The organism is Streptomyces sp. NPDC017448 (assembly GCF_044330565.1).
In the GTDB taxonomy this organism is placed as follows: Bacteria; Actinomycetota; Actinomycetes; order Streptomycetales; family Streptomycetaceae; genus Streptomyces.
In genome coordinates this window covers 274,836-295,517 of the sequence record NZ_JBIRLM010000008.1, presented here as the reverse complement: position 1 = coordinate 295,517, position 20,682 = coordinate 274,836, and the positions used below count along the sequence as shown (strand labels likewise).

Sequence of the window (20,682 nt, the reverse complement as noted above, 5' to 3'; positions counted from 1 at the left end):
TGGGGCAGAGGGGCCGGAGCGTGATCGGTCGGCGGCGCCGCCCGGACCGACCGGCCGCGGCGCATCCGCCGGCCGCGGCCGGACAGCGGTGCCGAGGGGCGGCGGCGGCCGGCCGGCGATGCCGCTCGGCCGGCGGTGTTGATCAGCCGGCGGTGTTGATCAGCCGGCGGTGCTGATCAGTCGGCGGTGTTGATCATCGAGGCGGCGGCGTACGTCATGTAGTCCCACAACTGCCGCTCGTGCTCCGGCGCGAGCTCCAGCTCGTCCAGCGCCGCCCGCATGTGGGTGAGCCAGGCGTCATGGGCCGCCCGGTCCACCCGGAACGGCGCGTGCCGCATCCGCAGCCGGGGGTGGCCCCGGTGGTCGCTGTAGGTGCGCGGACCGCCCCAGTACTGCATCAGGAACAGCGCGAACCGCTCCTCGGCCGGGCCCAGGTCCTCCTCCGGGTACATCGGCCGCAGCAGCTCGTCGCCCGCCACGCCCTGGTAGAAGCGGTGGACCAGGCGGCGGAAGGTCGCCTCGCCGCCGACCTGCTCGTAGAAGGTCTGCTCCTGAAGCGTGTCGCGCGGAATCTCAGTCACCCGTCCATGGTCGCAGACGCCCCGGCCGAGGACGGGGGTCCTAGGACCAGGGGCGGGCGGACCGGGCGGACACCGGCCCGGTCCGCGGTCACCGCGCTGTCCGCCGCCCGCCGCCTGCCGCTTGCCGCTTGCCGCCCGCCGTTCACCGGCTCGCCCGCACGGCTCCGGCGCAGGACAGTGGAGGTATGGGCGCACACCGGTACGGACCCACCCCGCCCGCCTCCGACGACGCCGAGGCCGACGCGGCGCGGGCGGCCCTGGTACGGGAGATCGACGCGCGGGGCGCGTTCCCCGACCCCGCCTGGCGCACCGCCTTTGCGGAGGTTCCCCGCCATCTGTTCGTGCCGTTCTTCTACGTGCACGGCATCCGGGGCTACGAACGCCTCTGGGGCGAGGACCCCGACCCCGAGCGCCGCTCCCGCTGGCTGCGCGGGGTGTACGCGGACGGGGCGCTGGCCACCCGCCTCAAGGACGGCGAACTCGTCTCGTCCTCCAGCCAGCCGTCCCTGATGGCCCTGATGCTCGACGCCCTCGACGTCGAGGACGGGCACACCGTCCTGGAGATCGGTACCGGCCCCGGCTACAACGCGGCCCTGCTCGCCCACCGGCTCGGCGACGCGGCGGTGACCACCGTCGATCTGGACCCCGGGATCACGGACGCGGCCCGCAGCCACCTCGCCGCGGCCGGCCGCCGCCCCACGGTGGTCACCGGCGACGGCGCGCGGGGCTGCCCGGCGCACGCTCCGTACGACCGGATCATCGCGACCTGCACCCTGCCGTCCCTACCGCGGAGCTGGCCGGAACAGTGCCGTCCGGGGGCGCGGATCATCGCCCCGCTCGCCACGGGGCTGGTCTCGCTCCGGGTCCGCGCGACGGCGGACGGCCCGTGCGCGGAGGGGCACTTCCTTCACACCCCGGCGTATTTCGTGCCCCTGCGCGGGGCGCACCCGGCCGCCGGCCCCCTTCCGCGCCTCGGCGGGCTGCCGGGCCGGGTGGCCGGGGACGACCTGTTCCGGTTCCTGCTGACCCTGACCGCGGGGGCGCTCGATCCGCATGAGGCCCTCTCCCTCTGGGAACGCGAGGGGCGCCCGCAGCGGGAGAGGTACGGCATCACGGTCGGCCGGGGGCGGCAGTGGGCCTGGCTCGACGACCCGCAGGGCCCGTACACCTGGCCGCTCCCCGCCGCATGAGACGGCGCCCGCCCGGCCCCGGAGGGCAGGACGGGCGCCGTCGTCGGTCCGGGGCCGCCCGCACCGCGGGGGCGTTCGGTCCCGTCGGGCGGGTGTGCCGTTCCGTTCAGTCCCGGCGGAGCGTGATCGTCGTCCACGCCCCGACGTGCACCCGGTCGCCGTCCTGGAGCGGTACGGGGACGTAGGGCTGGATCGGGTCCTCGGAGCCGTTCAGCGTGGTGCCGTTGGTGGAGTTCTGGTCGACGACCGCCCAGCCGCCGTCCGGCTGCTGCACCAGCATCGCGTGCTGGTGCGAGACGCCCGGGTCCTCCGGAGGCACCGAGAGGTCCACGTCGGGGGACTCGCCGGTGCTCTGCCGCCGACGTCCGATGGTGACCTGGCCGCCGGTGAGCGGAAGGCGTTGCTCCGGGGAGTACGCGGGCAGGTTGAGCCTGCTGGCCTCGGGGCCGCTGCGCTGCATCATCGCCAGGAAGTACTCGCGGTCCGGGGCGATCACGGCCGTCCAGGAGGCGGGCTGCTGCGGGCCGCCCCCGCCGGGCGCCCCGGCGTGCTGCCGACCGCCCTGGTCGTACCCCTGGTCCTGGCCGCTCTGGTCGTCCTGGTCGTACCCCTGGCCCTGGCCGCCCGGGCCGTACTCCTGGTCCTGGCCGCTCCGGCCGTGACCCGCGTACCCCTGGTCCGGACCACCGCGGTCCTGAAGGCCCTGGCCCTGCCCCACGCCCTGCCCCACGCCCTGGTCCGGGCCCTGGTGAGGGCCCGGCTGCTGGAAGTGCTGGGGCGGCTGCGGGGGCTGCGGCCGGGAGGGCGGCGGCAGCATCCAGTCGTCCCCGCCGGCCGTGTGCCCCGACGAGCGCGGCGGCGCGGGCGGCCCCGACTGCTGCTGCGACGGCGCGAAGGGCGAGGACTGCCGGGGCTCGAACGGCGAGGGGGCCGGGGGAGCGGGCTGCTGCGGTTCGAACGGGGAGGGAGCCGGCTGCCGGGGCTCGAACGGCGAAGGAGTCGGCTGCCGCTGCGGTTCGAACGGCGAGGGCGCCGACTGCTGCGAGGGATGGCCCTGCTGCGGGAACGAGGGCGGCGGGGGGCCTTGCCGGAACGACGGGGGAGGCCCGCCCTGGCCGCCGTTACCGTGCGGGCCGCCGTTCCCCTGGGGGCCCCCGTCCCCGTGCGGGCCGCTCCGCTCGGGGGCGAGCGGCTCGGCGGGACGGTTCATCTGCGAGGGGCGCGAACCCTGGTAGTCGAACGGATCGTGCGGCTGGGGCGCACCGGGGCCGCCCTGCCCGCCGGGGCCGCCCTGGCCGGGCTGCGTGCCGGGACCACCGTGCCCGCCCTGCCCGCCGGGGCCGCCCTGGCCGGGCTGTCCGCCGTGGCCGGGCTGTCCGCCCTGGCCCTGCGCCTGGAAGCCGGGCGGCAGGTTGAGGCCGGGCGGGGGGCTGTCGGGCGTGCCGTGCTGCGGGGCGAGCGGGGTGTAGGAGGTCGCCTTGTTGGTGAGGAAGTTCCAGCGGCACTCCTCGCAGAACGGCGCCATCGCCTCACGCGGCGTGCGGCACTGCGGGCACAGCTCCGCCTGCATGGTGGGCGGGCCGCCACCGGTACCGGAATCCGGCTGCGGGTAGCCGTAACCGGGCGCGGGTGGCGGAGGGGGCGGCGGGGGCACGGCGCCCGCGGGCGCACCGCCCGGGGCCATGCGGTGTCCACAGACCTCGCACCAGTCCTCGGAACCCGACTGGTGTCCGTTCGGGCAGGTCGGCATGTCGGCGCTTCCCCCTCTCCTCTTCCGGCCGCGGGGGCCGTCCTTGCTGTCGATCGCGGCGTCGTCGCTCAGCGAATACGTCGGGCTGTTCGGTTCTCACGGCCTGTGGTCATCGGATGACCGGACCGTGTTACTTCTTGACGCGAACGGTCTTGGTCGAGCGCGTTTCGAGAGTCATCTCGTCCGCTTCCGCAACCTTCGCCTTCAGTCGCACAGTACCTGTCGCGGCATCCACGACGTCGACCACCTTCGAGAGCAGCCGTGCGGTGTCCTGGTTCCCGGACGCCGACGCCAGCTGCACCGCACGCCCCAGCTTGGCCGTCGCGCCGTCGACATCACCCGACTTGCGCGCTTCCAGACCCTGCTGGATGACCTGTGCCAGCTCCGCCTGGCCCGTGTAGTGCGCGACCTGCGGGTTGATCGAGGTGGAGGCCGCCATGTCGTCCGTCCACACGGCCCGTACGAGCCCCTGCGACAGGGTCTGCGGAGCGCCCGCGGGGCCGGGCAGGACCAGCGAGACCCGGGCCGCCAGCATCTCCTGGCCGATCCCGGCCTCCGGAACCCGCACGCACACGTGGTAGTCCCGCGACTCGTCCCCCCACGAACCGGTCGGGTAGTCCCCGGACCGGGGGCCCGCCTCGGTGCGCCGCCCGGTCAGGTCCGCCACGGTCGGCGCGACCTGTTTCACGAATTGGATCTCCACCCCCACGGGCGTCCAGAGCCGCAGCGCCACGTCCGCGACCTCCTTGCCCATGGCGTTCTCCATCATCCGCGTGAAGTCCGCGGCCAGGCCCGAGGGGTCGGCGACGATGTCGGCCGTGCCGAGGAGGGCGGCGGCGACGCCGGCGACCTCCTTCACCTCCCAGTCGGTGCCCACCCCGCGGGCGTCGCAGGTGAACCGGCCCGCACAGGAGTCCAGGGCCGCCCGCAGGTCCTCGGGCGCCTCGTGCTCGTTGCGGCCGTCGGTCAGCAGGATGCCGTGCCGGATGGCCGCGTCGGCCGAGCCCAGCAGCCGGTCGGCCAGCTGCAGCCAGGTGCCGATGGCGGTGCCGCCGCCCGCGCTGAGCCTGCGCAGGGCCTCCCTGGCCGCGGCCTTCGTGTGCGCGTCGGCGACCGCGAGCCGCCCGTCGCCCGGGTAGACGTCCTTGGCCACGTGCGTCCCGGCGACCACCGCGAACAGGGTGCCCTCGCGCAGGGTGTCGACGGCCGCGGCCGTCGCGTCGCGCGCGTGGCGCATCTTCGTCGGCGGGTGGTCCATCGAGCCCGAGCAGTCGACCATCAGCACGACGGCGGCGCCCGGCCCCCGCCCCGCCCCGTGCGCGGGCCCCGAGCCCGCCAGGGGTATCCCGCCGGTGGTGCCGCCGCCGGTCGAGGTGACGGTCACGACGGCGTTGACCTCGCGTCCGCCCTCGGGCAGGAACGCGTTCTGGTACACCTCGACGGAGAACTGCGGCACGTTCGACTTGGAGAAGTTGGCCATGGTCGGCTCCTAGGGCCTCTCGTTCGGATCAGGCCGGGCTCGCGGGGCCCGCACGCACTCCCGGAGCTTCTCGGCTTCGCGCGAGCAGGGAGGGGCCCTGCGGCGCCGTCGTCAGTCGCCCGTGCCCCCTCCCCGCGCCCTCGACTCCGTCCGGGCCGGGAGGGCCCGTGAGGATCACACGGCTTCGCGGGCCGATCCTGCCCCTCCCGGACGTACGGCGAACGGCAGCAGCGCCACTGTTACGTTGTCGTGGCCCCCGCCGTCGAGCGCGTGTCCGACGAGCACCCGGGCGGCGTGCAGCGGACGCTCCTGGGCGTCGTCCGGGACGACGGCGGCCATCTCCTCGGCGGACTCCGCGTAGTTCCACAGGCCGTCCGTGCACACCACCACCAGACCCGGCCGGTCCGGCTTGAACGCGGCGGTGTGCGGCTCCAGTTCGTACGCGTCGGCGCCGAGCCAGCCGGTGATGGCGTGGGCGCGGTCGTCCGCGTACGCCTCCGCCTCGTTCATCAGGCCCGCCGCCACCATTTGCGCGGCCCAGGAGTCGTCCTCGGTGAGCCGGGCGGTGGGCCGGGCCCGGTCCTGGGGCACCCAGTAGGCGCGGCTGTCGCCGACCCAGCCGATGACCAGCAGGTCACCCGCCATGACCGCGCCGACCAGGGTGCAGGCCGGGGCGTTCTGATGGCGGTGCGTGTCGTGCTCCATCGCCCCGGCCGGCTCCTGTGCCAGGGCGTTGACCGCTTCGGACGCGGCGACGATCGCCTCGTGCATCGCCTGCTGCGGGTGCGTACCGCGCGGCAGGGACTCCAGCAGCGCCTCGTTGGCGGCGCTCGCGGCGGCGGCCGACGCCTCGTCCGGGCGGCTCGCCGAGGAGACCCCGTCGCAGACGATCGCGACGACGGCCGGCGAACCGTCCGGCAGCGCGGTCGAGGAGAGGGCGAAGGAGTCCTCGTTGCGGTGGTGGCGCAGCCCCCGGTCGCTCACGGCGGCCACCGCGTCGAGCTCCTGCTCCATGTGGTCGCGCTCCCGGGGCTGGGCGTGCCCGCAGTTCTCGCAGTAGCCGTCGGGGTCCACCCGGCCGGAGCGGCACGCCACACAGAGCTTCGCCCCGGGGCCGGGGGCGGGAGGGGGCGGGGCGTGTTCCGCCGTACGGGGGTCGGGCGCGGCCAACGGGAAGTCACCGGAGTCCGCCGCGGTTCGCGGATCCGCCGCACCGGCCGGGGGCGCGGCGCCCGGCGCGTCCGTCCCGCCCGGGGCCCCCCGATGGTCGTGGCGTACGCGGACGGCCTCGGCCTCGTGGCCCGGCGCCCCGTCCGGCCCGGTCCCCGCCGGCGGCCTGCCGTCCGAGTCCGTCCCCGGCACGTTCGCCGGCCGGTGCACGGGGGCGGGCGCGTCCGAGCTGTCGGTCTCCGCGGCGGCGGGCCACCGCACCGCCCCGGCCTCCACCCCGCCGGCCTCCGACGCCTCCGCCTGTCCGGCCGGGGGCACGGTGATGGCCACCGTCGGCCGGTCGCCGGGGCGCGTCGGCACGGCCGAGAGGTCGTAGCCGCACGCTCCGCAGAAGCGGTCGCCCCTATCCAGCGGCTCCTCGCAGCCGGGGCACTTCGCCAGGGCGGGCTGCTGGTGGCTCTGTGACATCTTCACACCCACGTCCGGGGGCGGAAACGGTTGGCCCGCTCCACCAGTTCGATCCTCTCGTCGCCCTGCTGCGCGAGCCGGGCGAGCCTGCGGTACGAGCGTTCGAGCCCGAACCGCAGTCCCCGTTCGTCCAGTTCGGCGCCGAGCAGCTTCCGTGCACCACGCGGCGTACCGGCGGCCGGTCCGCCCGGCCCCTGGACACCGGGACTACCGGAGAGTACCCAGTCCAGCGCCTTGCCCAGTACCTCGGTCGACAACTGCTCGTGGCGCACCGGGTCCAGGCCGAAGGCCGCCAGCGCCGTCACCTGATCCCCGGCGGCCGTCAGGTCGGCCCGCAGCGGCTCATGGGGCGAGCGCTCGCGCAGCCGCGCCCGGACGGCGGCCACCCGCGCCGCCGTGTAGTGGATCGACGCCTCCGGCACCGACTCCAGGGTGGACACCGCCGCCCCCCGCTCACCGGCCGCGATCTGCACCCGGGCCAGGCCGAACGCGGCGCTGACGAACCCCGGGTCGGTCGCCCACACCAGGCGGTAGTACTCGGCGGCGTTGTCCAGCTGGCCCAGCACCTCCGCACAGATCCCCAGCGCCAGCTTGGGCGTGGTCTCCCCGGGGAACGCGTCGTAGACCGCGTCGAAGGAGAGCGCCGCCGATTCGTGGTCGCCGGTCACCAGCGAGGTGATCCCCCGGTACCAGACCACCCGCCAGTCGTCGGGGTGTTCACCCTCCAGGGTGGACAGCGCGCGGGCGGCCGGGTCCAGGTCCCCCATCTCCAGCCGGGCCCGCAGCTCCCGCAGCCGGGTCTCCAGCGAGGGGGCCGGGACCGCGTGCAGGGCGGTGATCAGCTCGGCGGGGGCGGAGGCCATGAGACCGGCCAGGAAACCGGCGTTCGGGTCCGTCGCGTCGACCCGGGGGACCGGCAGCGCCAACGAGGTGGCCCGGCTGTCGAACGGGGCGAGCCGGGCGCCCCCGGAGGGGCCGTACGGACCGGACGGCACGGCGTACGGCCCGGCGGACGGGCCCGGGGCCGGCTCGGCCGCCCGGGGCGCCGGAACAGGGGCGTGCGCCGGGGGAGGGGACGGGAACGGAGCCCCGCCGCCCGGCGCGGAACCCCGGACGTGGGTCGGCTCCACGGCCAGCGGAGCGGCCCCCGGCCCGGACGCGCCGCCCCCCGCCGGCCCGTGCGGCTGCGCGCCCACCGGCAGCGCCCCGGCCACCGCCGGGGCCACGGCCCCCGGAGCGACCGGCTGCGCCCGCCCGGCGGGCCCCTGTGCCGGAACGCCCGGATTCGGACGGCCGCCGCCCCCGCGCCGGCCCCCCGGCCCGCGCGCCGCTCCGGTCTCCCGGCCGCCCAGCAGCGAGACGTCGTCGGACTGCGGGGCGAACAGCTCCGTGTCGACCACGCGCAGTTCCCCGCCGAACAGCGTGGAGAGCGCCGGACGCGGCCGGCCGGTCTGCAGCGCCACCACCTCCCGCAGCACCCCCGTCACCTGCTCGGCCATCTCCGCCGCCGAGGCGAAGCGGCGGCCCGGGTCCGGATCGGTGGCCCGCACCAGCAGCCGGTAGAACGACTCGTAGGTGCGGAACACCTCGATCGTGTCCGGGTCCGGGAGGGCGTCGGCGTAGACGTTCGTGTACCCCTGGAAGTCGAAGGTGAGGACCGCCAGCGTCCGGGCCACCGTGTACAGGTCGGAGGCGACCGAGGGGCCCAGCTCCGCGACCTCCGGCGCCTGGTAGCCCACCGTGCCGTAGATCGCCGACTCGTCGTCGTCCATCCGGCGCACCGCGCCCATGTCGATCAGCTTGAGCTGGTCCTCGGTCTGGATCGCGTTGTCGACCTTGAAGTCGCAGTACAGGAGGTTGCGGCTGTGCAGATGGCCCAGCGCCTCCAGCGCCTCGATCCCGTACGCGCACGCCTGCTCCACCGGCAGCGGGTCGCGCTTCCCGGCCGGGGTGCGGCGCTCGTTGGCGATCTCCTTGAGCGACTTGCCGCCGACGTACTCCATCACGATGTAGCCGTCCAGCGACCCGGTCCGCTGGTCCAGGTGCTCGACGAAGTTGTAGATCCGCACGATGTTGGCGTGCTCGATCTCGGCGAGGAAGCGGCGCTCGGAGATCGCGGCGGCCATCGCGTCCTGGTCGCCGGTGTCCAGCAGGCCCTTGAGGACCACCCAGCGGTCCGACACGGCCCGGTCCACCGCCAGGTACACCCAGCCGAGCCCGCCGTGCGCCAGGCAGCCCACGACCTCGTACTGGCCGTGCACGACGTCACCGCTGTTCAGCTTCGGCACGAAGGAGTAGGGGTGCCCGCACTTGGTGCAGAACCCCTCGGTGCGCCCCGGCCGCCCCCCGCGCGCACGTCCCACCGGCGCGCCGCAGTCCGAACGGGAGCAGAACCGCTTCCGCTCCGGCACCTCGGCGTGCTCCATCACCGCCGTGCGCGGATCGTGCCGGGGCACGTCCGGCACCTGGACCAGTCCGGCGCCCAGCCGCCCCCGCGCCGAGGCGGCCGTGGTCGAGCCGGAGGAACGCACCGAGACCGACCGGGAGGCGGACGCCCCGGACAGCGAGCGCGACAGCCGGCCGGAGACCGAACGGCGCGAGGTCGACGAACGGGACGAGGACCGGGCGGAGGCGCGGGAACCCGACCGCTGGGAGGAACTGTCCGGGCCGCCGGCCCGTCCGCCCCCGGCGATCCCGGTGGGCGGCGAGGAGACCATGCCCGTCGGCGAGACGACCGGCGCCAGACCGCAGGTGTCGCAGTACAGCTCACCTCCGCCCATGTCCTCGTAGGCCCCCTCGCACGAGGGTCGCTGGCACCGCGTACTCATCGTCTCTCCCCCTGTCCGCCCGCGCCCCACCGGTCCTCCGGCTCCTCGGGCCGGTGCGGCGTCAGCGCGTCCGCGACCGCGTGCTGGTAGCGCAGGACGGCCTGCTCGGCGGCGCGCAGATCGCACGGCGCGCTCCACAGCATGCGGCGGGCCGCGTCGTACCGCTCGATCAGCACCGGGTCCTCCGCCAGGCCGTGCCGGGCCGCCTTCGCCCTGTACGCGTCCAGCCGGCCGCGCAGCTCCGCCCGGACCGCCAGCGGAGCGGTCACCGATGTCAACGACTCGCGGGCGCGCAGCAACTCCTCCTCGGCCTCCTGCTCCAGCGCCTCCAGCAACGGCGACAACCGGTGCCACTGGGCCCGCCTGCGGTGGTCCGACGCCGTCGCCAGCCGCTCCTGGAGGGCGGTCGGCGGCCCGCTGACCGCCGGCACTTCGGAGGCGGCGATCTTGGCCAGCACCTCGCCCCGCGCCGCCCGCGCCTCGGTGAGGGTCCGGTCGGCCCGCGAGAGCACGTCCCGCAGCCGCGCCAGGCGCGCCTCGGCGTCCTGGCGCACCGCGAGGACCGCCTCGATCTCCCGCCGTACGTCCTCCAGGGCGCGGGCCGCCCGGTCGTAGCGCGAGGTGTCGGGGCGGCCGCCGCCCGGCGCGGCGCTGCCGGGGCCCGGCAGCCAGAACGCCAGGGGGTCGGAGACCACCTGCACCCGCAGCGTGGTCAGCTCCTCGGTGATCGCCACCAGGTCGTCCCCGGCCGGATGCTCACCGGGCCGCACCCCCACCGAGTACGCCAGCGAACGCGTCCGGTGCAGTTCGGCCGCGAGCAGGTCGATCCGGGCGGGCAGCGCCGACCAGACCGCGTCGGAGGCGACGACCATGTCCAGCGACCTGGCGTACAGCTCGTTCATCCGGGCCACCAGCTCCTGGAGCGAGAACCGCTCGGAGAGCCGGGCCGGGCCCACGGCCGAGGGCGGCACCGCGCCCGCGTTGGCGACGGTGACCGCCTCGCCGCGCAGCAGCTCCGTCAGGGCGAGAAGGTCCTCCCGGTTCGGGTGCCGGCGGCGCGCACGGATCTCCCGGGCCTCCGCCAGCGCCCCCGCGTACGCGTCGAAGTACCCCCACAGCAGGGTGATCGACTGCTCGGTCGTGGCCCAGCGCTCCCGGGTGACGCCGGTCAGCTCGGCCCCCTCCAGCAGTCGGCGGCCGGCATGGTCCTGGAGCGCGAGGAGCGAGGTCTCGATCGCCTCGTGCTCCGCGCCGAGCCGGGCCAGCGCACGGTCCGCCTCCTCCCGGTCCAGGACCGGGCCGGGGGGCCTCCCCGCGAAGCCGGGGAAGGATCCCGCGACGCCCATCGATCACCTCTCCGCTCTCCCCGCCGGGCCGGTGGGCCCGGCGGGATCGGTCTGCTTGGGTCCGGCTTCGGCCCGCCCGCCCCGGCCCGCGTGGGGGGCGAACCGCGTCAGTCGCCGCGGTACTTGGGGGCGGGCGGCCCGGATATGCCGGGCAGTCCGGCCGCCAGCCACCGCCGGTAGGACGTCATCCACGCGCTGTCGTCGCCGCCCGCCCGGAAGTCGACGAGGACCTTGTTCACCCGGGCCACCAGATCGTCGGCGCCCTTCTTCGCCGCGACGCCGTAGTACTCGGTGGTGAACGGGGCCTTCCCCTTGAGCTCCACCGCCGGGTCCTGCGCCGCCTGACCGGCCGCCAGGGCGTTGTCCGTGACCACCGCGTCGACCTCGCCCAACTGGAGCCGCACCAGGCAGTCCAACTGGTTGGGCACGGTCAGCAGGTCCGGATCGCGCTCGGTGCCGTCGTGGTCGTCCTGGTAGAGCGCCCCGAACGACTGCTTCTCCAACGCCTCGTACGCCGTGGAGCCCTCGGCCGAACAGACCCGCTTGCCCTTCAGCGAGGCGTCGTACCCGGTGATCGCCGACTCCTTCGGGGCGAGCACCTGCTGCCCGGTCTGGAAGTAGGCGGTGGAGAAGGAGACCTGTTCGAGCCGCTTGCAGTTGATCGTCATCGTCCGCACGACCACGTCGACCCGGTCGTGCTCCAGAGCGGCGATGCGCTGGTTGGTGGGGATCGCACGGAAGACCACCGCATCCGGGTCGCCCAGCACGTCCCGGGCGACGGCCCGCACCAGATCGATGTCGAACCCTTCGAGCTGCCGGCTCTCCGGGTTGCGGTACCCCCAGCGGAAGCTGTTCTGGTCGACGCCCGCGATCAGCTTGCCGCGCCGCTTGATCCGGTCGATGTTCGGCCCGTCACCGCCGGACGGGCGCAGACTCGCCTCCGGCTCGGTGCACGCCTTGGCGCGCGCCCCCTCGGCGGTCACCACCCCGCCGCCCGGGAGGCCCGCCCCGGCCGCCCCGCCGCCGTGGTGGGCCAGCGGCAGCAAGGTGACCGCGGCGGTGAACGCGCACGCCACCGCCATCCCCGTCACACCGCCCCAGCCGCGCAGGCGGCGCGCGGGCCGGTCCTTCGACCTGCTCATCGCTGCCCCTCTCACCGGTACTCCGAGAGCCTGCGGTTGACCCCGGCGACCACCGCGGCGGCCCCCAGGACCGCCAGCACCGCGGCCCCCGTGGGCAGCCCCCGCAGAGCCCCGCGCCCGTCCTCCGCCGCCGAGGCGAACTCGCCCTGCTCATGGGCCAGCGCCTTCTCCAGCGCGGTGTCCACCTGCTGGAAGGACTGCCCGGTGGACTTCCCCGTCCCGATGACCTGCTCCAGAGCGCCGTCGTAGTCGCCCCGGTCGTCCGTGGCACGGGCTTCGCGGTGGCGGACCTGCCACCGGGCCACGCCCTCGGCCGCGTCGGCCACGGGAGCCTTCCCGCGCGCGTCGTCCGCGAGCCGTCCGGCCTTCTCCAGCCGGTCCTTCAGCGTCTTCATCCCCGTGCCGTAGTCCGCCTCGTACTGGTCGGCGGAGCCGTCGGGGGTCAGCACCGCGCCGCGCGCCACCAGGGTGAGGTTCTCGTTGGCGCGCGCCTTGAGGGAGCTGATCCGGGCGTCGTTGAGCACGTCCAGGGAGGCCTGGCCGTGCACCATCGCCGCGCGCAGCTCCGTACGGGCCACGGTGTGCCCCACGGCCGCCCACAGCACCACCACCGAGGCGGCGGCCGTCGCCGCCACCAGCCCGTGGTTCAGCACCCGGTTGGTCCGCCGGTAGGTGCGCCGCTGCATCCACACCAGGGCGCCGAGCACCACGATTCCCGCGCCGACCGAGAGGAAGGGCCGGCGCCGGGCGTCGGCGGAGTCCGCCTCCAGCCGGCCCGTCTCCGCCGCGTACAGCCGCTCGGCGGCCGGCAGCATCTCGCCGGCCATCTTCCGGTTCGCGTACCGGAGATAGGCGCCGCCCAGCGGCAGGCCCTGGCGGTTGTTGGCGCGGGCGCGCTCGACCAGGCCCGTGTAGACCGGGAGCAGCTTGTTGAGGGTGGCTATCTCACGGCTGGAGGCGCTGCCCGACGCGGTGTTCCCCGACGCCTTCACCAGCAGTCGGGCCGCCTCCTCGATGTCCTCGCGGTACCGCTCCCGCACGGCGTCGGGCTCCTGCGCGCCGGCGAGGAACCCGCCGGCCGCCGTGGTGTCGGCGTCCGCCAGGAAGCGGTAGACGTCCGCCGCGTCGGAGCTGAGCGGCTGGCTGCGGCCGACCACGTCGTCGGCGGCGGCGGCCCGCTGCGAGATCTCCAGCGTGGTCACCGCGCCGAACGCCACGACCAGCAGCGCCAGGACGGCCCCGAAGATCCGGAGCCGGCCGGGCTCGGTCGTCGCCGCCGCGCGCAGCCGTTCGACCTGGACCGCCCGGGCGGCGCGGGGCCGGGCGGGCACGGCGGTGGGCGCGGGCACCGGGTCCGGTGCGCGCAACGTCTGCGAGCCGCCGCTCGGCGGGTGTGTCACTCGCCCTCCCCCTCGGTCGCCGACGGCAGGTCCCCGTCCCCGTCCCGTTGTCAGTCCCCGTTGCCCGTCCCCGCATTCGACCAGGGCGGGCGCAGCCGATCAAGGCGAACAGCGCAACGTGCCCGGATACATCCCCATAAGCGAACGGACTCCCCATCAGGTACACGTTCCACGGGCCCGATCGGTTCCCTCCCGCCCCCCGTACGCCGGGCGTTCACCCGTACGGGGAGCGCACACGAAGCGTCCCCCCACGCGCAACGCGTGAGGGGACGTCCCGCCGGGCCCCGCCCGGCCCGGAACCTCAGACGTACTGCCCCCGGAGCCGCCGGTGGACCTCCGGCCCCGCCCCCGTGCGGTCCAGGCCCAGCAGCGCCGCGCCCAGCACCGGCGGCTCGGACACCACGCGCACCTCGGCCTTCGGCGCGCGGTCCTTGAGGAGCGCGGCGATCCGGTCGTTCAGCTGCGGGTGGCGCGCGGCCAGCACACTGCCGCCCAGCAGCACCGGAACCTCCTCCTCCAGCAGGCCGAGCCGGTCCAGCGCGACCGAGGCCATCGCCACCACCTCCCCGGCCAGCCGCTCCACCAGCGCCGCGGCCACCGCGTCCCCGCCCGCGGCCGTGGCGAACAGCACCGGTGTCAGCTCGTGCCGCCGCGCCATCGGGATCGCGCCCCGGTGCAGCGCCTCGATCAGCGCGTACATCGAGTCGAGCCCGAAGTGGCCCGGCAGCGCGCGGGACAGTTCCGACGCCTCGCCGCGCCCGTCCTCGGCGCGCGCGGCGAACCACAGCGCCTCCTCGGCGAGCCCCGAACCGCCGCCCCAGTCGCCGGATATCCGGCCGATCGCGGGGAAGCGGGCGGCCCGCCCGTCCGGGGTCATGCCCACGCAGTTGATCCCGGCCCCGCAGACCACCGCCACGCCCCGGGGCTCGTCCACCCCGGCGCGCAGGATCGCGAAGGTGTCGTTGCGTACCTCCACCGAGGAGCCCCAGCCGCGGGCCTCCAGGGCCACCGCCAACTCGGCCTCCTCGACGGGCAGGTCGGCGTTGGCCAGGCACGCGGAGACATGCACGGAGGAGCCCGGCGGGGCGAGCGCGGCGTGCGGCCCGCCGCCCCCCGGCAGCTCTGCGACCGCCCGCCCCAGCACCTCGGCCAGCACGTCGATCGCGGTCTCCACCCCGACCACGGGCGGTTGGAAGCCGCCGCCGCGCGCCGAGGACAGCACCGTGCCGTCCTCGCCGATCAGCGCCACGTCGGTCTTGCTGTTGCCCGCGTCGATGGCGACGACCGACACGTTCACGCCCACGCCAGGTGCTCCCGGTTGTGGGCGATCAGCCGGTCGGTGAGGCCCTCGGCGTGGTCGAACTGGCCGATCAGCGGGTGGGCGAGCAGCGCCTTGAAGACCCGGTCCCGGCCACCGCGCAGCGCGGCGTCCAGGGCGAGGTCCTCGTACGCCGTCACGTTGGCGATGAGACCGGCGTACAGCGGGTCCAGCGCCGGGACGGCCAGCGGAACCGCGCCGTCGCGCCCGACCCGGGCCTGGACCTCGATCACCGCGTCGTCCGGGAGGAACGGCAGGGTGCCCCGGTTGTACGTGTTGACCACCTGGACCGGCGAACCGCCGTCGCCCAGGAGGGAGGCCGCCAGGTCCACGGCCGCCTCGGAGTAGAACGCGCCGCCCCGCTTGGCCAGCAGTTCGGGCTTCTCGTCCAGCGAGGGGTCGCCGTACATCGCGAGGAGCTCCTTCTCCATCGCCGCGACCTCGGCGGCCCGCGACGGCTTGGAGCCCAGCTCCTTCACCACCTCGTCGTGGGCGTAGAAGTAGCGCAGGTAGTACGAGGGGACGACGCCGAGCCGGTCCACGATCCGCCGGTCCATGCGGAGGTCGGCGGCGACGGCGTCGCCGTGCTCCGCGAGCAGCCGGGGCAGGACGTCCTCGCCGTCCGGGCCGCCGAGCCGCACCCCCAGCTCCCACGTCAGGTGGTTGAGCCCGACGTGGTCGAGGTGCACCTCGGAGGGGTTCACGTCCAGCAGCCGGGCGAACTTCCGCTGGAAGCCGATCGCCACGTTGCACAGGCCGACCGCCTTGTGCCCGGCCTGGAGGAGCGCCCGGGTGACGATGCCGACCGGGTTGGTGAAGTCGATGATCCAGGCGTCCGGGTTGGCGCGGCGGACCCGCTCGGCGATGTCCAGCACCACGGGCACGGTGCGCAGCGCCTTGGCGAGGCCGCCGGCGCCGGTGGTCTCCTGGCCGACGCAGCCGCACTCCAGCGGCCAGGTCTCGTCCCGTTCGCGTGCGGCCTGGCCGCCGACGCGCAGCTGGAGCAGGACCGCGTCGGCGTCGGCCACGCCCGCGTCGACCTCGGTCGTGGTCGTGATCCTCCCCGCGTGGTCCTGCTTGGCGAAGATCCGCCGGGCGAGGCCGCCGACGAGCTCCAGGCGGTCGGCCGCCGGATCGACGAGCACCAGCTCCTCGATCGGCAGCGTGTCCCGCAGCCGGGCGAATCCGTCGATCAGTTCAGGGGTGTAGGTGGACCCGCCACCCACTACTGCGAGCTTCATGTCAGCCCTTTACTCCGGTCAGTGTGACGCCCTCGACGAATGCCTTCTGGGCGAAGAAGAAGACGGCGATCACGGGGGCCATGACCAGGACGGTCGCGGCCATGGTCAGGTTCCAGTCGGTGTGGTGCGCGCCCTTGAAGGACTCCAGGCCGTAACTGAGCGTCCAGGCGGCCGGGTTCTCCGAGGCGTAGATCTGTGGTCCGAAGTAGTCGTTCCAGGCGGCGAAGAACTGGAAGAGGGCGATGGCCGCGATGCCGGGCTTGGCCATCGGCAGGACGACCTTGACCAGCGTGCGGAGTTCGCCGCAGCCGTCGACCTTCGCCGCGTCCAGGTACTCGTTCGGGATGGTGAGCAGGAACTGCCGCAGCAGGAAGATGGAGAACGCGTCGCCGAAGGCCATCGGGATGATCAGCGGCCACAGGGTGCCGGAGAGGTCCATCTGCTTGGCCCAGAACAGGTACATCGGGATGATGACGACCTGCGGCGGCAGCATCATCATCGAGATGACGAGCATCAGCGACAGCCTGCGTCCGCGGAAGCGGAACTTCGCCAGCGCGTACGCCACCGGAATGGACGACACCACGGTGAGGACGGTGCCCACGCCCGCGTACAGCAGGGTGTTGCGCCACCAGACGAGGAAGCCGTCGGTGTGGAAGACCCGCGTGTAGTTGCCCCACTCCCAGGTGTTCGGGGTGAGGTCGCGGGTCAGCGCCTGCTGGTCGCTCATCAGCGAGGTCAGCACCACGAAGACGAACGGCAGTACGAAGAAGAGCGCGGCGGCGACCCCGAGGGAGTGCACGGCGATCCAGTGCAGCAGCGCCTTGCGGCGGGCGGTGCGGGCCGCCGTCGTCCGGGGCGCGGCGGGGGCGGGCGCCGGCGCGGGCGCGGTGGTCTTGTCGATGAGGTGGGTCATGGCTCAGTCACCGGCCGGGATCAGGTTGTTGCGGCCCCGCATCAGCAGCGCGGTGAAGGCCATGGCCAGGGCGAACAGGACGAGGGCGACGGCGCAGGCGGCACCGTAGTCGAAGCGCTGGAAGCCCAGGTTGTAGACGAGCTGCGGAAGCGTCAGTGTCGACTTGTCGGGATAGCCGGGTTCGAAGGACTGTCCGGAGCCGCCGATGACACCGGAGGCGACCTTCCCGGCGACCAGGGGCTGCGTGTAGTACTGCATCGCCTGGATGACGCCCGTCACCACCGCGAACAGCACGATGGGCGAGATGTTGGGCAGGGTCACGAAGCGGAACTTCTGCCAGGCGGACGCGCCGTCCAGCTCCGCTGCCTCGTACTGCTCGGTGGGTACGTCCAGCAGCGCGGCCATGAAGATCACCATCAGGTCCCCGATGCCCCACACCGCGAGCATGGTGAGCGCCGGCTTGGACCAGGAGGCGTCGTTGAACCAGCCGGGCGTCGGCAGCCCCAGCTCCCCGAGGATCGAGTTGACCGGACCGGTGCCCGGGTTCAGCAGGAAGACGAAGGCGAGCGTCGCGGCGACCGGCGGGGCCAGGTAGGGCAGGTAGAACAGGGTCCGGAAGACCCCGGCGCCCGACTTGATCCTCGTGATCAGCAGCCCGACGCCGAGGCCGAAGACGACCCGGCAGGTGACCATCACGGCCACCAGCCACAGCGTGTTGCGCAGCGACGGCCAGAACATCGGGTAGTCGGTGAAGATGTACGTCCAGTTGTCCAGCCCGTTGAAGGCCGGGACCCCGAAGCCGTCGTACTCCGTGAAGGAGAAGTAGACGGTCGAGACCATCGGGTAGGCGAAGAAGACCGAGAACCCGATCAGCCACGGTGACATGAAGGCCGCCGTGCGCAGCGCCGACCTGCGGCGCTTCGAGCGGAGCGTGTGCGTCGTCATCGGGGGCTACTTGGCCTTGGCGATGTCGGTGTCGATCTGCTTCGCGGTCTTCTCCAGACCGGCCTGGAGGTCCTTCACCGCGCCCTTCTCGTACTGGTAGCCGAAGTCCTGGAGGGTCAGCTGGTACGTCGAGCCGTTGACGGCTCCGTCGGGCGTGCTGGACTTCGGGTGCTGGGCGATGTCCAGGAAGGTCTTGAAGCGCGGGTCGAACTTCAGGTCCGGCGACTTCAGCGCCGCGAGGGTGGAGGGCACGTTGCGGATGCCGTTGGCGAACTCCACCACCGCCTTGGTGTCGCTGGTCATGTACTTGACCAGCTCCCAGGCCGCGTTCTGCTTCTTGCTGGCCGGGGCGATGCCCACGATCGTGCCGGAGAGGAAGCCCTTGCCGTAGCTGTCGGCCTCGTCGTCGGCGACCGGCATCGGCGCCACGCCGATCTCGAAGTCGACCCCGGCGTCCTCCGCCATCCCGAGCCGCCACTCGCCGTCGAGCTGCATGGCCACCTGGCCGGTGTGGAAGGGGTGTTTGGCGCCCCACTCGTCACCGAAGGTGCCCCGGTACTTCTCCAGCTTCTCGTAGCCGCCGAGCTCCTCGACCAGCTTCTTCTGGTAGGTGAACATCTCCGCGAACGCCGGGTCCTTGGCCACGTTGGACTTGCCGTTCTCGTCGAAGTACGCGTGATCCCACGAGGACATGTAATGGTCGGCGACGGTCTCGTAGCCGTGGAAGGTCGGCATGAACCCGAGCTGCTGGTAGGTGTCGCCCTTCTCCACCGTCAGCTTCTTCGCGACGCTCGCCAGCTCCGACATCGTCTTCGGCGGCGCGGTGATCCCGGCCTTCTCGAAGGCGTCCTTGTTGTAGTAGAGGCCGTAGGCGTCGGTGAGCAGCGGCAGGGCGCAGCGCTTGCCCTCGAACTGGGTGTAGTCCAGGAGGACCTTCGGGAAGGTCTTCTCCAGGTCGAGCTTCGACTTCTCGATGAACGGCTTCAGGTCCGCGAACGCGCCGGACGAGCAGAACTTGCCGACGTTGGAGGTGGTGAAGGAGGAGACCACGTCGGGTCCGTTCGAACCGCCCGCCCGCAGCGCCTGGTTCAGCTTGTCGTCGTTGATGTTGCCGGAGACCTTCACCGTGATGTTCGGGTGGGCCTTCTCGAACCGGTCGATGTTGTCCTGGACCGCCTTCACCTCGGCGGGCGCGCTCCAGCCGTGCCAGAAGTTGATCGTGGTCTTCGCGTTCGGGTCGTCGGAGGCCCCGGCCTCGGTCTGGCCGGTGCACGCGGTGGCGAGCACCGATATCGCGGCGACGGCGACGGCGGTGGTGGTGAGACGGCTGGTGCGCATGACGGAACTCCCAGGGACGGGGAAGAGAATCAGACGGCAGGACGGGAAGGGGCGTGGTTCAGCGCGAGGTGTCGAACACTTCGTCGCGGGTGTCGGCGAGCGCCCTCTCCAGGGCGCCGCGCAGGACGGGGGTGCGGTCGATCTCGCCGACCACCAGGCGGGGCCGGGAGGCGGCGAGTTCGGCCAGCTCGGACTGGATCAGGGAGCGCAGGACCTCGCCGCCCGCCGCGACCGCCCCGCCGGCGAGCACGATCAGCCCGGGGTCCAGGACGGCGGTGACGGAGGCGAGCCCGGTGGCCAGCCGCTGGGCGTACTGGTGCAGCAGCTCGGTGAGCGCCTCGTCCTCCTCGTACGCCGCGGCGGCCCGCGCCAGCAGGCCGGCGGCGACCTTCGCGTACGGCTGCTGCGGGGTGTCGATGCCCAGCGACCTGGCGAGCCGGGGCACCGACTGGGCGCCCGCCAGCTCCTGGAAGCCGCCGCTGTTGGCCTTGACGACCTGGCGTACGAGCGGGGTGCCCGGCACCGGCAGGAAGCCGACCTCGCCCGCGCCGCCGGTGAAGCCCCGGTGCAGCCGGCCGTTGATGACGAGGGCGGCGCCCAGCCCCTCCTCGTTCCACAGCAGGACGAAGTCCTCGTGGCCGCGGGCCGCGCCGAGGCGCTGTTCGGCGACGGCGACCAGGTTGACGTCGTTCTCGTACTCCACCGGCATCGGCAGGAACGCGGCCAGCTCGTCCAGCAGGGTGGGGGAGTGCCAGCCGGGCAGGTGCGAGGCGTACCGCAGCCGTCCGGTGCCCGGGTCGAACGCCCCCGGGGTGCCGATGACGAGCCGGTGGACGTCCGCGCGGGCGAGCCCCGCGTCCTTCACCGCCCCGTCCAGCGCGTCGGCGACCTGGCGCACCACGCTGTCGGCGCGCCGCCCCGGGGTGGCCAGCTCGAACTCTCCGACCGTCCGCCCGGTCACGTCCGCGACGGCGGCGGCGATGCGCCGCCCGTTCACGTCCAGCCCGGCGACGTGGGCGGCCCCCGCGTTCACCGTGTAGAGCTGCGCGTTGGGCCCGGGGCGCCCCTCGCTGGTCCCGGTGGCGACGACGAGCCCGGCGGCCTCCAGCCGGGCCAGCAGCTGGGAGGCGGTGGGCTTGGAGAGGCCGGTCAGCTTCCCGATCCGGGTCCGGGAGAGCGGACCGTGCTCCAGCAGCAGGTCGAGGGCGGCGCGGTCGTTCATGGCCCGCAGCACCCGGGGGGTGCCCGGGGTGTGGGGTGGGCCGGGAAGGTTTCCCGCCATCGTGGATGCACCGCCCTCTGCCGGGCCCGTACGCCCGCGACTCTGTTAGGAAAGTTTCCTGTTTGGTTGAGAGGACGGTAGGGCGCAGGCCACCTGGGCGTCAATGGGGGCGACTATCGGACAGCCAAAGTGTTACCCAGGCCAAGAAGAAGCGACCGTCGCACCATGACGCGGAAGGGGGGGGGCCCCCCCCCACCCGGGGGGGCCCCCCCCCCCCCCCGCCCGACGTGGTGTTGGTTGGCGGGGGGGGGGTTGGGGTGGTGGGCCCGGGGGAGGGGGGGGGGGCGCCC

15 protein-coding genes are annotated in these 20,682 nt (G+C 74.0%); 1 reads left to right on the top strand and 14 read right to left on the bottom strand.

The window, feature by feature from the left end; all coding sequences use genetic code 11:
- Nucleotides 1-176: 176 nt before the first annotated feature.
- Nucleotides 177-581 carry a globin gene (locus ACH4K1_RS16605; RefSeq protein ID WP_073766136.1) on the bottom strand — a complete coding sequence of 135 codons (405 nt, stop codon included), beginning with the start codon at nt 579-581 and terminating at the stop codon, nt 177-179.
- A 185-nt stretch (nt 582-766) separates the two neighbouring features.
- On the opposite strand from ACH4K1_RS16605, the gene ACH4K1_RS16600 reads away from it, so the two are divergent.
- Nucleotides 767-1,771, top strand: a complete 1,005-nt coding sequence (locus tag ACH4K1_RS16600) for a methyltransferase domain-containing protein (protein ID WP_398090028.1) — start codon at nt 767-769, stop codon at nt 1,769-1,771.
- 106 nt (nt 1,772-1,877) lie between these two features.
- Here ACH4K1_RS16600 and ACH4K1_RS16595 read toward each other — a convergent pair whose 3' ends face one another.
- From ACH4K1_RS16595 to ACH4K1_RS16535, 13 genes are all read right to left on the bottom strand, one after another.
- Nucleotides 1,878-3,521 carry an FHA domain-containing protein gene (locus ACH4K1_RS16595; RefSeq protein ID WP_398090027.1) on the bottom strand — a complete coding sequence of 548 codons (1,644 nt, stop codon included), beginning with the start codon at nt 3,519-3,521 and terminating at the stop codon, nt 1,878-1,880.
- A gap of 130 nt (nt 3,522-3,651) precedes the next feature.
- Nucleotides 3,652-5,001 (bottom strand): VWA domain-containing protein, encoded by a 1,350-nt coding sequence (locus tag ACH4K1_RS16590; protein WP_398090026.1) that lies wholly within the window; start codon nt 4,999-5,001, stop codon nt 3,652-3,654.
- 174 nt (nt 5,002-5,175) lie between these two features.
- A complete protein-coding gene (locus tag ACH4K1_RS16585; protein WP_398090025.1) occupies nt 5,176-6,639 on the bottom strand; it encodes a PP2C family serine/threonine-protein phosphatase in 1,464 nt (487 codons plus the stop codon).
- A gap of 2 nt (nt 6,640-6,641) precedes the next feature.
- On the bottom strand, nt 6,642-9,467 hold the full coding sequence (locus ACH4K1_RS16580) for a tetratricopeptide repeat protein (protein ID WP_398090024.1): 2,826 nt from the start codon (nt 9,465-9,467) through the stop codon (nt 6,642-6,644).
- Entirely contained in the window at nt 9,464-10,813 is a 1,350-nt protein-coding gene (locus tag ACH4K1_RS16575) for a hypothetical protein (RefSeq protein WP_398090023.1), read from the bottom strand. Before ACH4K1_RS16575 ends, ACH4K1_RS16580 begins: the two co-directional genes overlap by 4 nt.
- Nucleotides 10,814-10,920: 107 nt before the next feature.
- A complete protein-coding gene (locus ACH4K1_RS16570; protein ID WP_398090022.1) occupies nt 10,921-11,955 on the bottom strand; it encodes a glutamate ABC transporter substrate-binding protein in 1,035 nt (344 codons plus the stop codon).
- Nucleotides 11,956-11,966: 11 nt separating this feature from the next.
- Nucleotides 11,967-13,355 carry a hypothetical protein gene (locus ACH4K1_RS16565; RefSeq protein WP_398090021.1) on the bottom strand — a complete coding sequence of 463 codons (1,389 nt, stop codon included), beginning with the start codon at nt 13,353-13,355 and terminating at the stop codon, nt 11,967-11,969.
- 301 nt (nt 13,356-13,656) lie between these two features.
- Nucleotides 13,657-14,658: an N-acetylglucosamine kinase gene (locus ACH4K1_RS16560; RefSeq protein ID WP_398090020.1), complete on the bottom strand. Its 1,002-nt coding sequence runs from the start codon at nt 14,656-14,658 to the stop codon at nt 13,657-13,659.
- The gene (locus tag ACH4K1_RS16555) at nt 14,649-15,914 is read right to left on the bottom strand and encodes a 6-phospho-beta-glucosidase (protein ID WP_398090019.1); all 1,266 of its coding nucleotides are present in this window, start codon (nt 15,912-15,914) and stop codon (nt 14,649-14,651) included. Before ACH4K1_RS16555 ends, ACH4K1_RS16560 begins: the two co-directional genes overlap by 10 nt.
- 1 nt (nt 15,915) lies before the next feature.
- Entirely contained in the window at nt 15,916-16,827 is a 912-nt protein-coding gene (locus ACH4K1_RS16550) for a carbohydrate ABC transporter permease (protein ID WP_398090018.1), read from the bottom strand.
- 3 nt (nt 16,828-16,830) lie between these two features.
- Nucleotides 16,831-17,772, bottom strand: coding sequence for a carbohydrate ABC transporter permease (locus ACH4K1_RS16545; protein ID WP_398090017.1), 942 nt, complete (start codon nt 17,770-17,772; stop codon nt 16,831-16,833).
- Nucleotides 17,773-17,778: 6 nt separating this feature from the next.
- Nucleotides 17,779-19,110 (bottom strand): ABC transporter substrate-binding protein, encoded by a 1,332-nt coding sequence (locus ACH4K1_RS16540; protein WP_398090016.1) that lies wholly within the window; start codon nt 19,108-19,110, stop codon nt 17,779-17,781.
- Nucleotides 19,111-19,168: 58 nt separating this feature from the next.
- Nucleotides 19,169-20,392 (bottom strand): ROK family protein, encoded by a 1,224-nt coding sequence (locus tag ACH4K1_RS16535; protein WP_398090015.1) that lies wholly within the window; start codon nt 20,390-20,392, stop codon nt 19,169-19,171.
- Between the last annotated feature and the right edge of the window lie 290 nt (nt 20,393-20,682).

What these genes read in the sequence shown, in the direction of transcription:
- ACH4K1_RS16590 (WP_398090026.1), bottom strand. Translation starts at nt 5,001, where the DNA reads ATGGCCAACTTCTCCAAGTCGAACGTGCCGCAGTTCTCCGTCGAGGTG.
- ACH4K1_RS16575 (WP_398090023.1), bottom strand. Translation starts at nt 10,813, where the DNA reads ATGGGCGTCGCGGGATCCTTCCCCGGCTTCGCGGGGAGGCCCCCCGGC.
- ACH4K1_RS16535 (WP_398090015.1), bottom strand. Translation starts at nt 20,392, where the DNA reads ATGGCGGGAAACCTTCCCGGCCCACCCCACACCCCGGGCACCCCCCGG.
- ACH4K1_RS16540 (WP_398090016.1), bottom strand. Translation starts at nt 19,110, where the DNA reads ATGCGCACCAGCCGTCTCACCACCACCGCCGTCGCCGTCGCCGCGATA.
- ACH4K1_RS16600 (WP_398090028.1), top strand. Translation starts at nt 767, where the DNA reads ATGGGCGCACACCGGTACGGACCCACCCCGCCCGCCTCCGACGACGCC.
- ACH4K1_RS16550 (WP_398090018.1), bottom strand. Translation starts at nt 16,827, where the DNA reads ATGACCCACCTCATCGACAAGACCACCGCGCCCGCGCCGGCGCCCGCC.
- ACH4K1_RS16595 (WP_398090027.1), bottom strand. Translation starts at nt 3,521, where the DNA reads ATGCCGACCTGCCCGAACGGACACCAGTCGGGTTCCGAGGACTGGTGC.
- ACH4K1_RS16555 (WP_398090019.1), bottom strand. Translation starts at nt 15,914, where the DNA reads ATGAAGCTCGCAGTAGTGGGTGGCGGGTCCACCTACACCCCTGAACTG.
- ACH4K1_RS16570 (WP_398090022.1), bottom strand. Translation starts at nt 11,955, where the DNA reads ATGAGCAGGTCGAAGGACCGGCCCGCGCGCCGCCTGCGCGGCTGGGGC.
- ACH4K1_RS16545 (WP_398090017.1), bottom strand. Translation starts at nt 17,772, where the DNA reads ATGACGACGCACACGCTCCGCTCGAAGCGCCGCAGGTCGGCGCTGCGC.
- ACH4K1_RS16585 (WP_398090025.1), bottom strand. Translation starts at nt 6,639, where the DNA reads ATGTCACAGAGCCACCAGCAGCCCGCCCTGGCGAAGTGCCCCGGCTGC.
- ACH4K1_RS16580 (WP_398090024.1), bottom strand. Translation starts at nt 9,467, where the DNA reads ATGAGTACGCGGTGCCAGCGACCCTCGTGCGAGGGGGCCTACGAGGAC.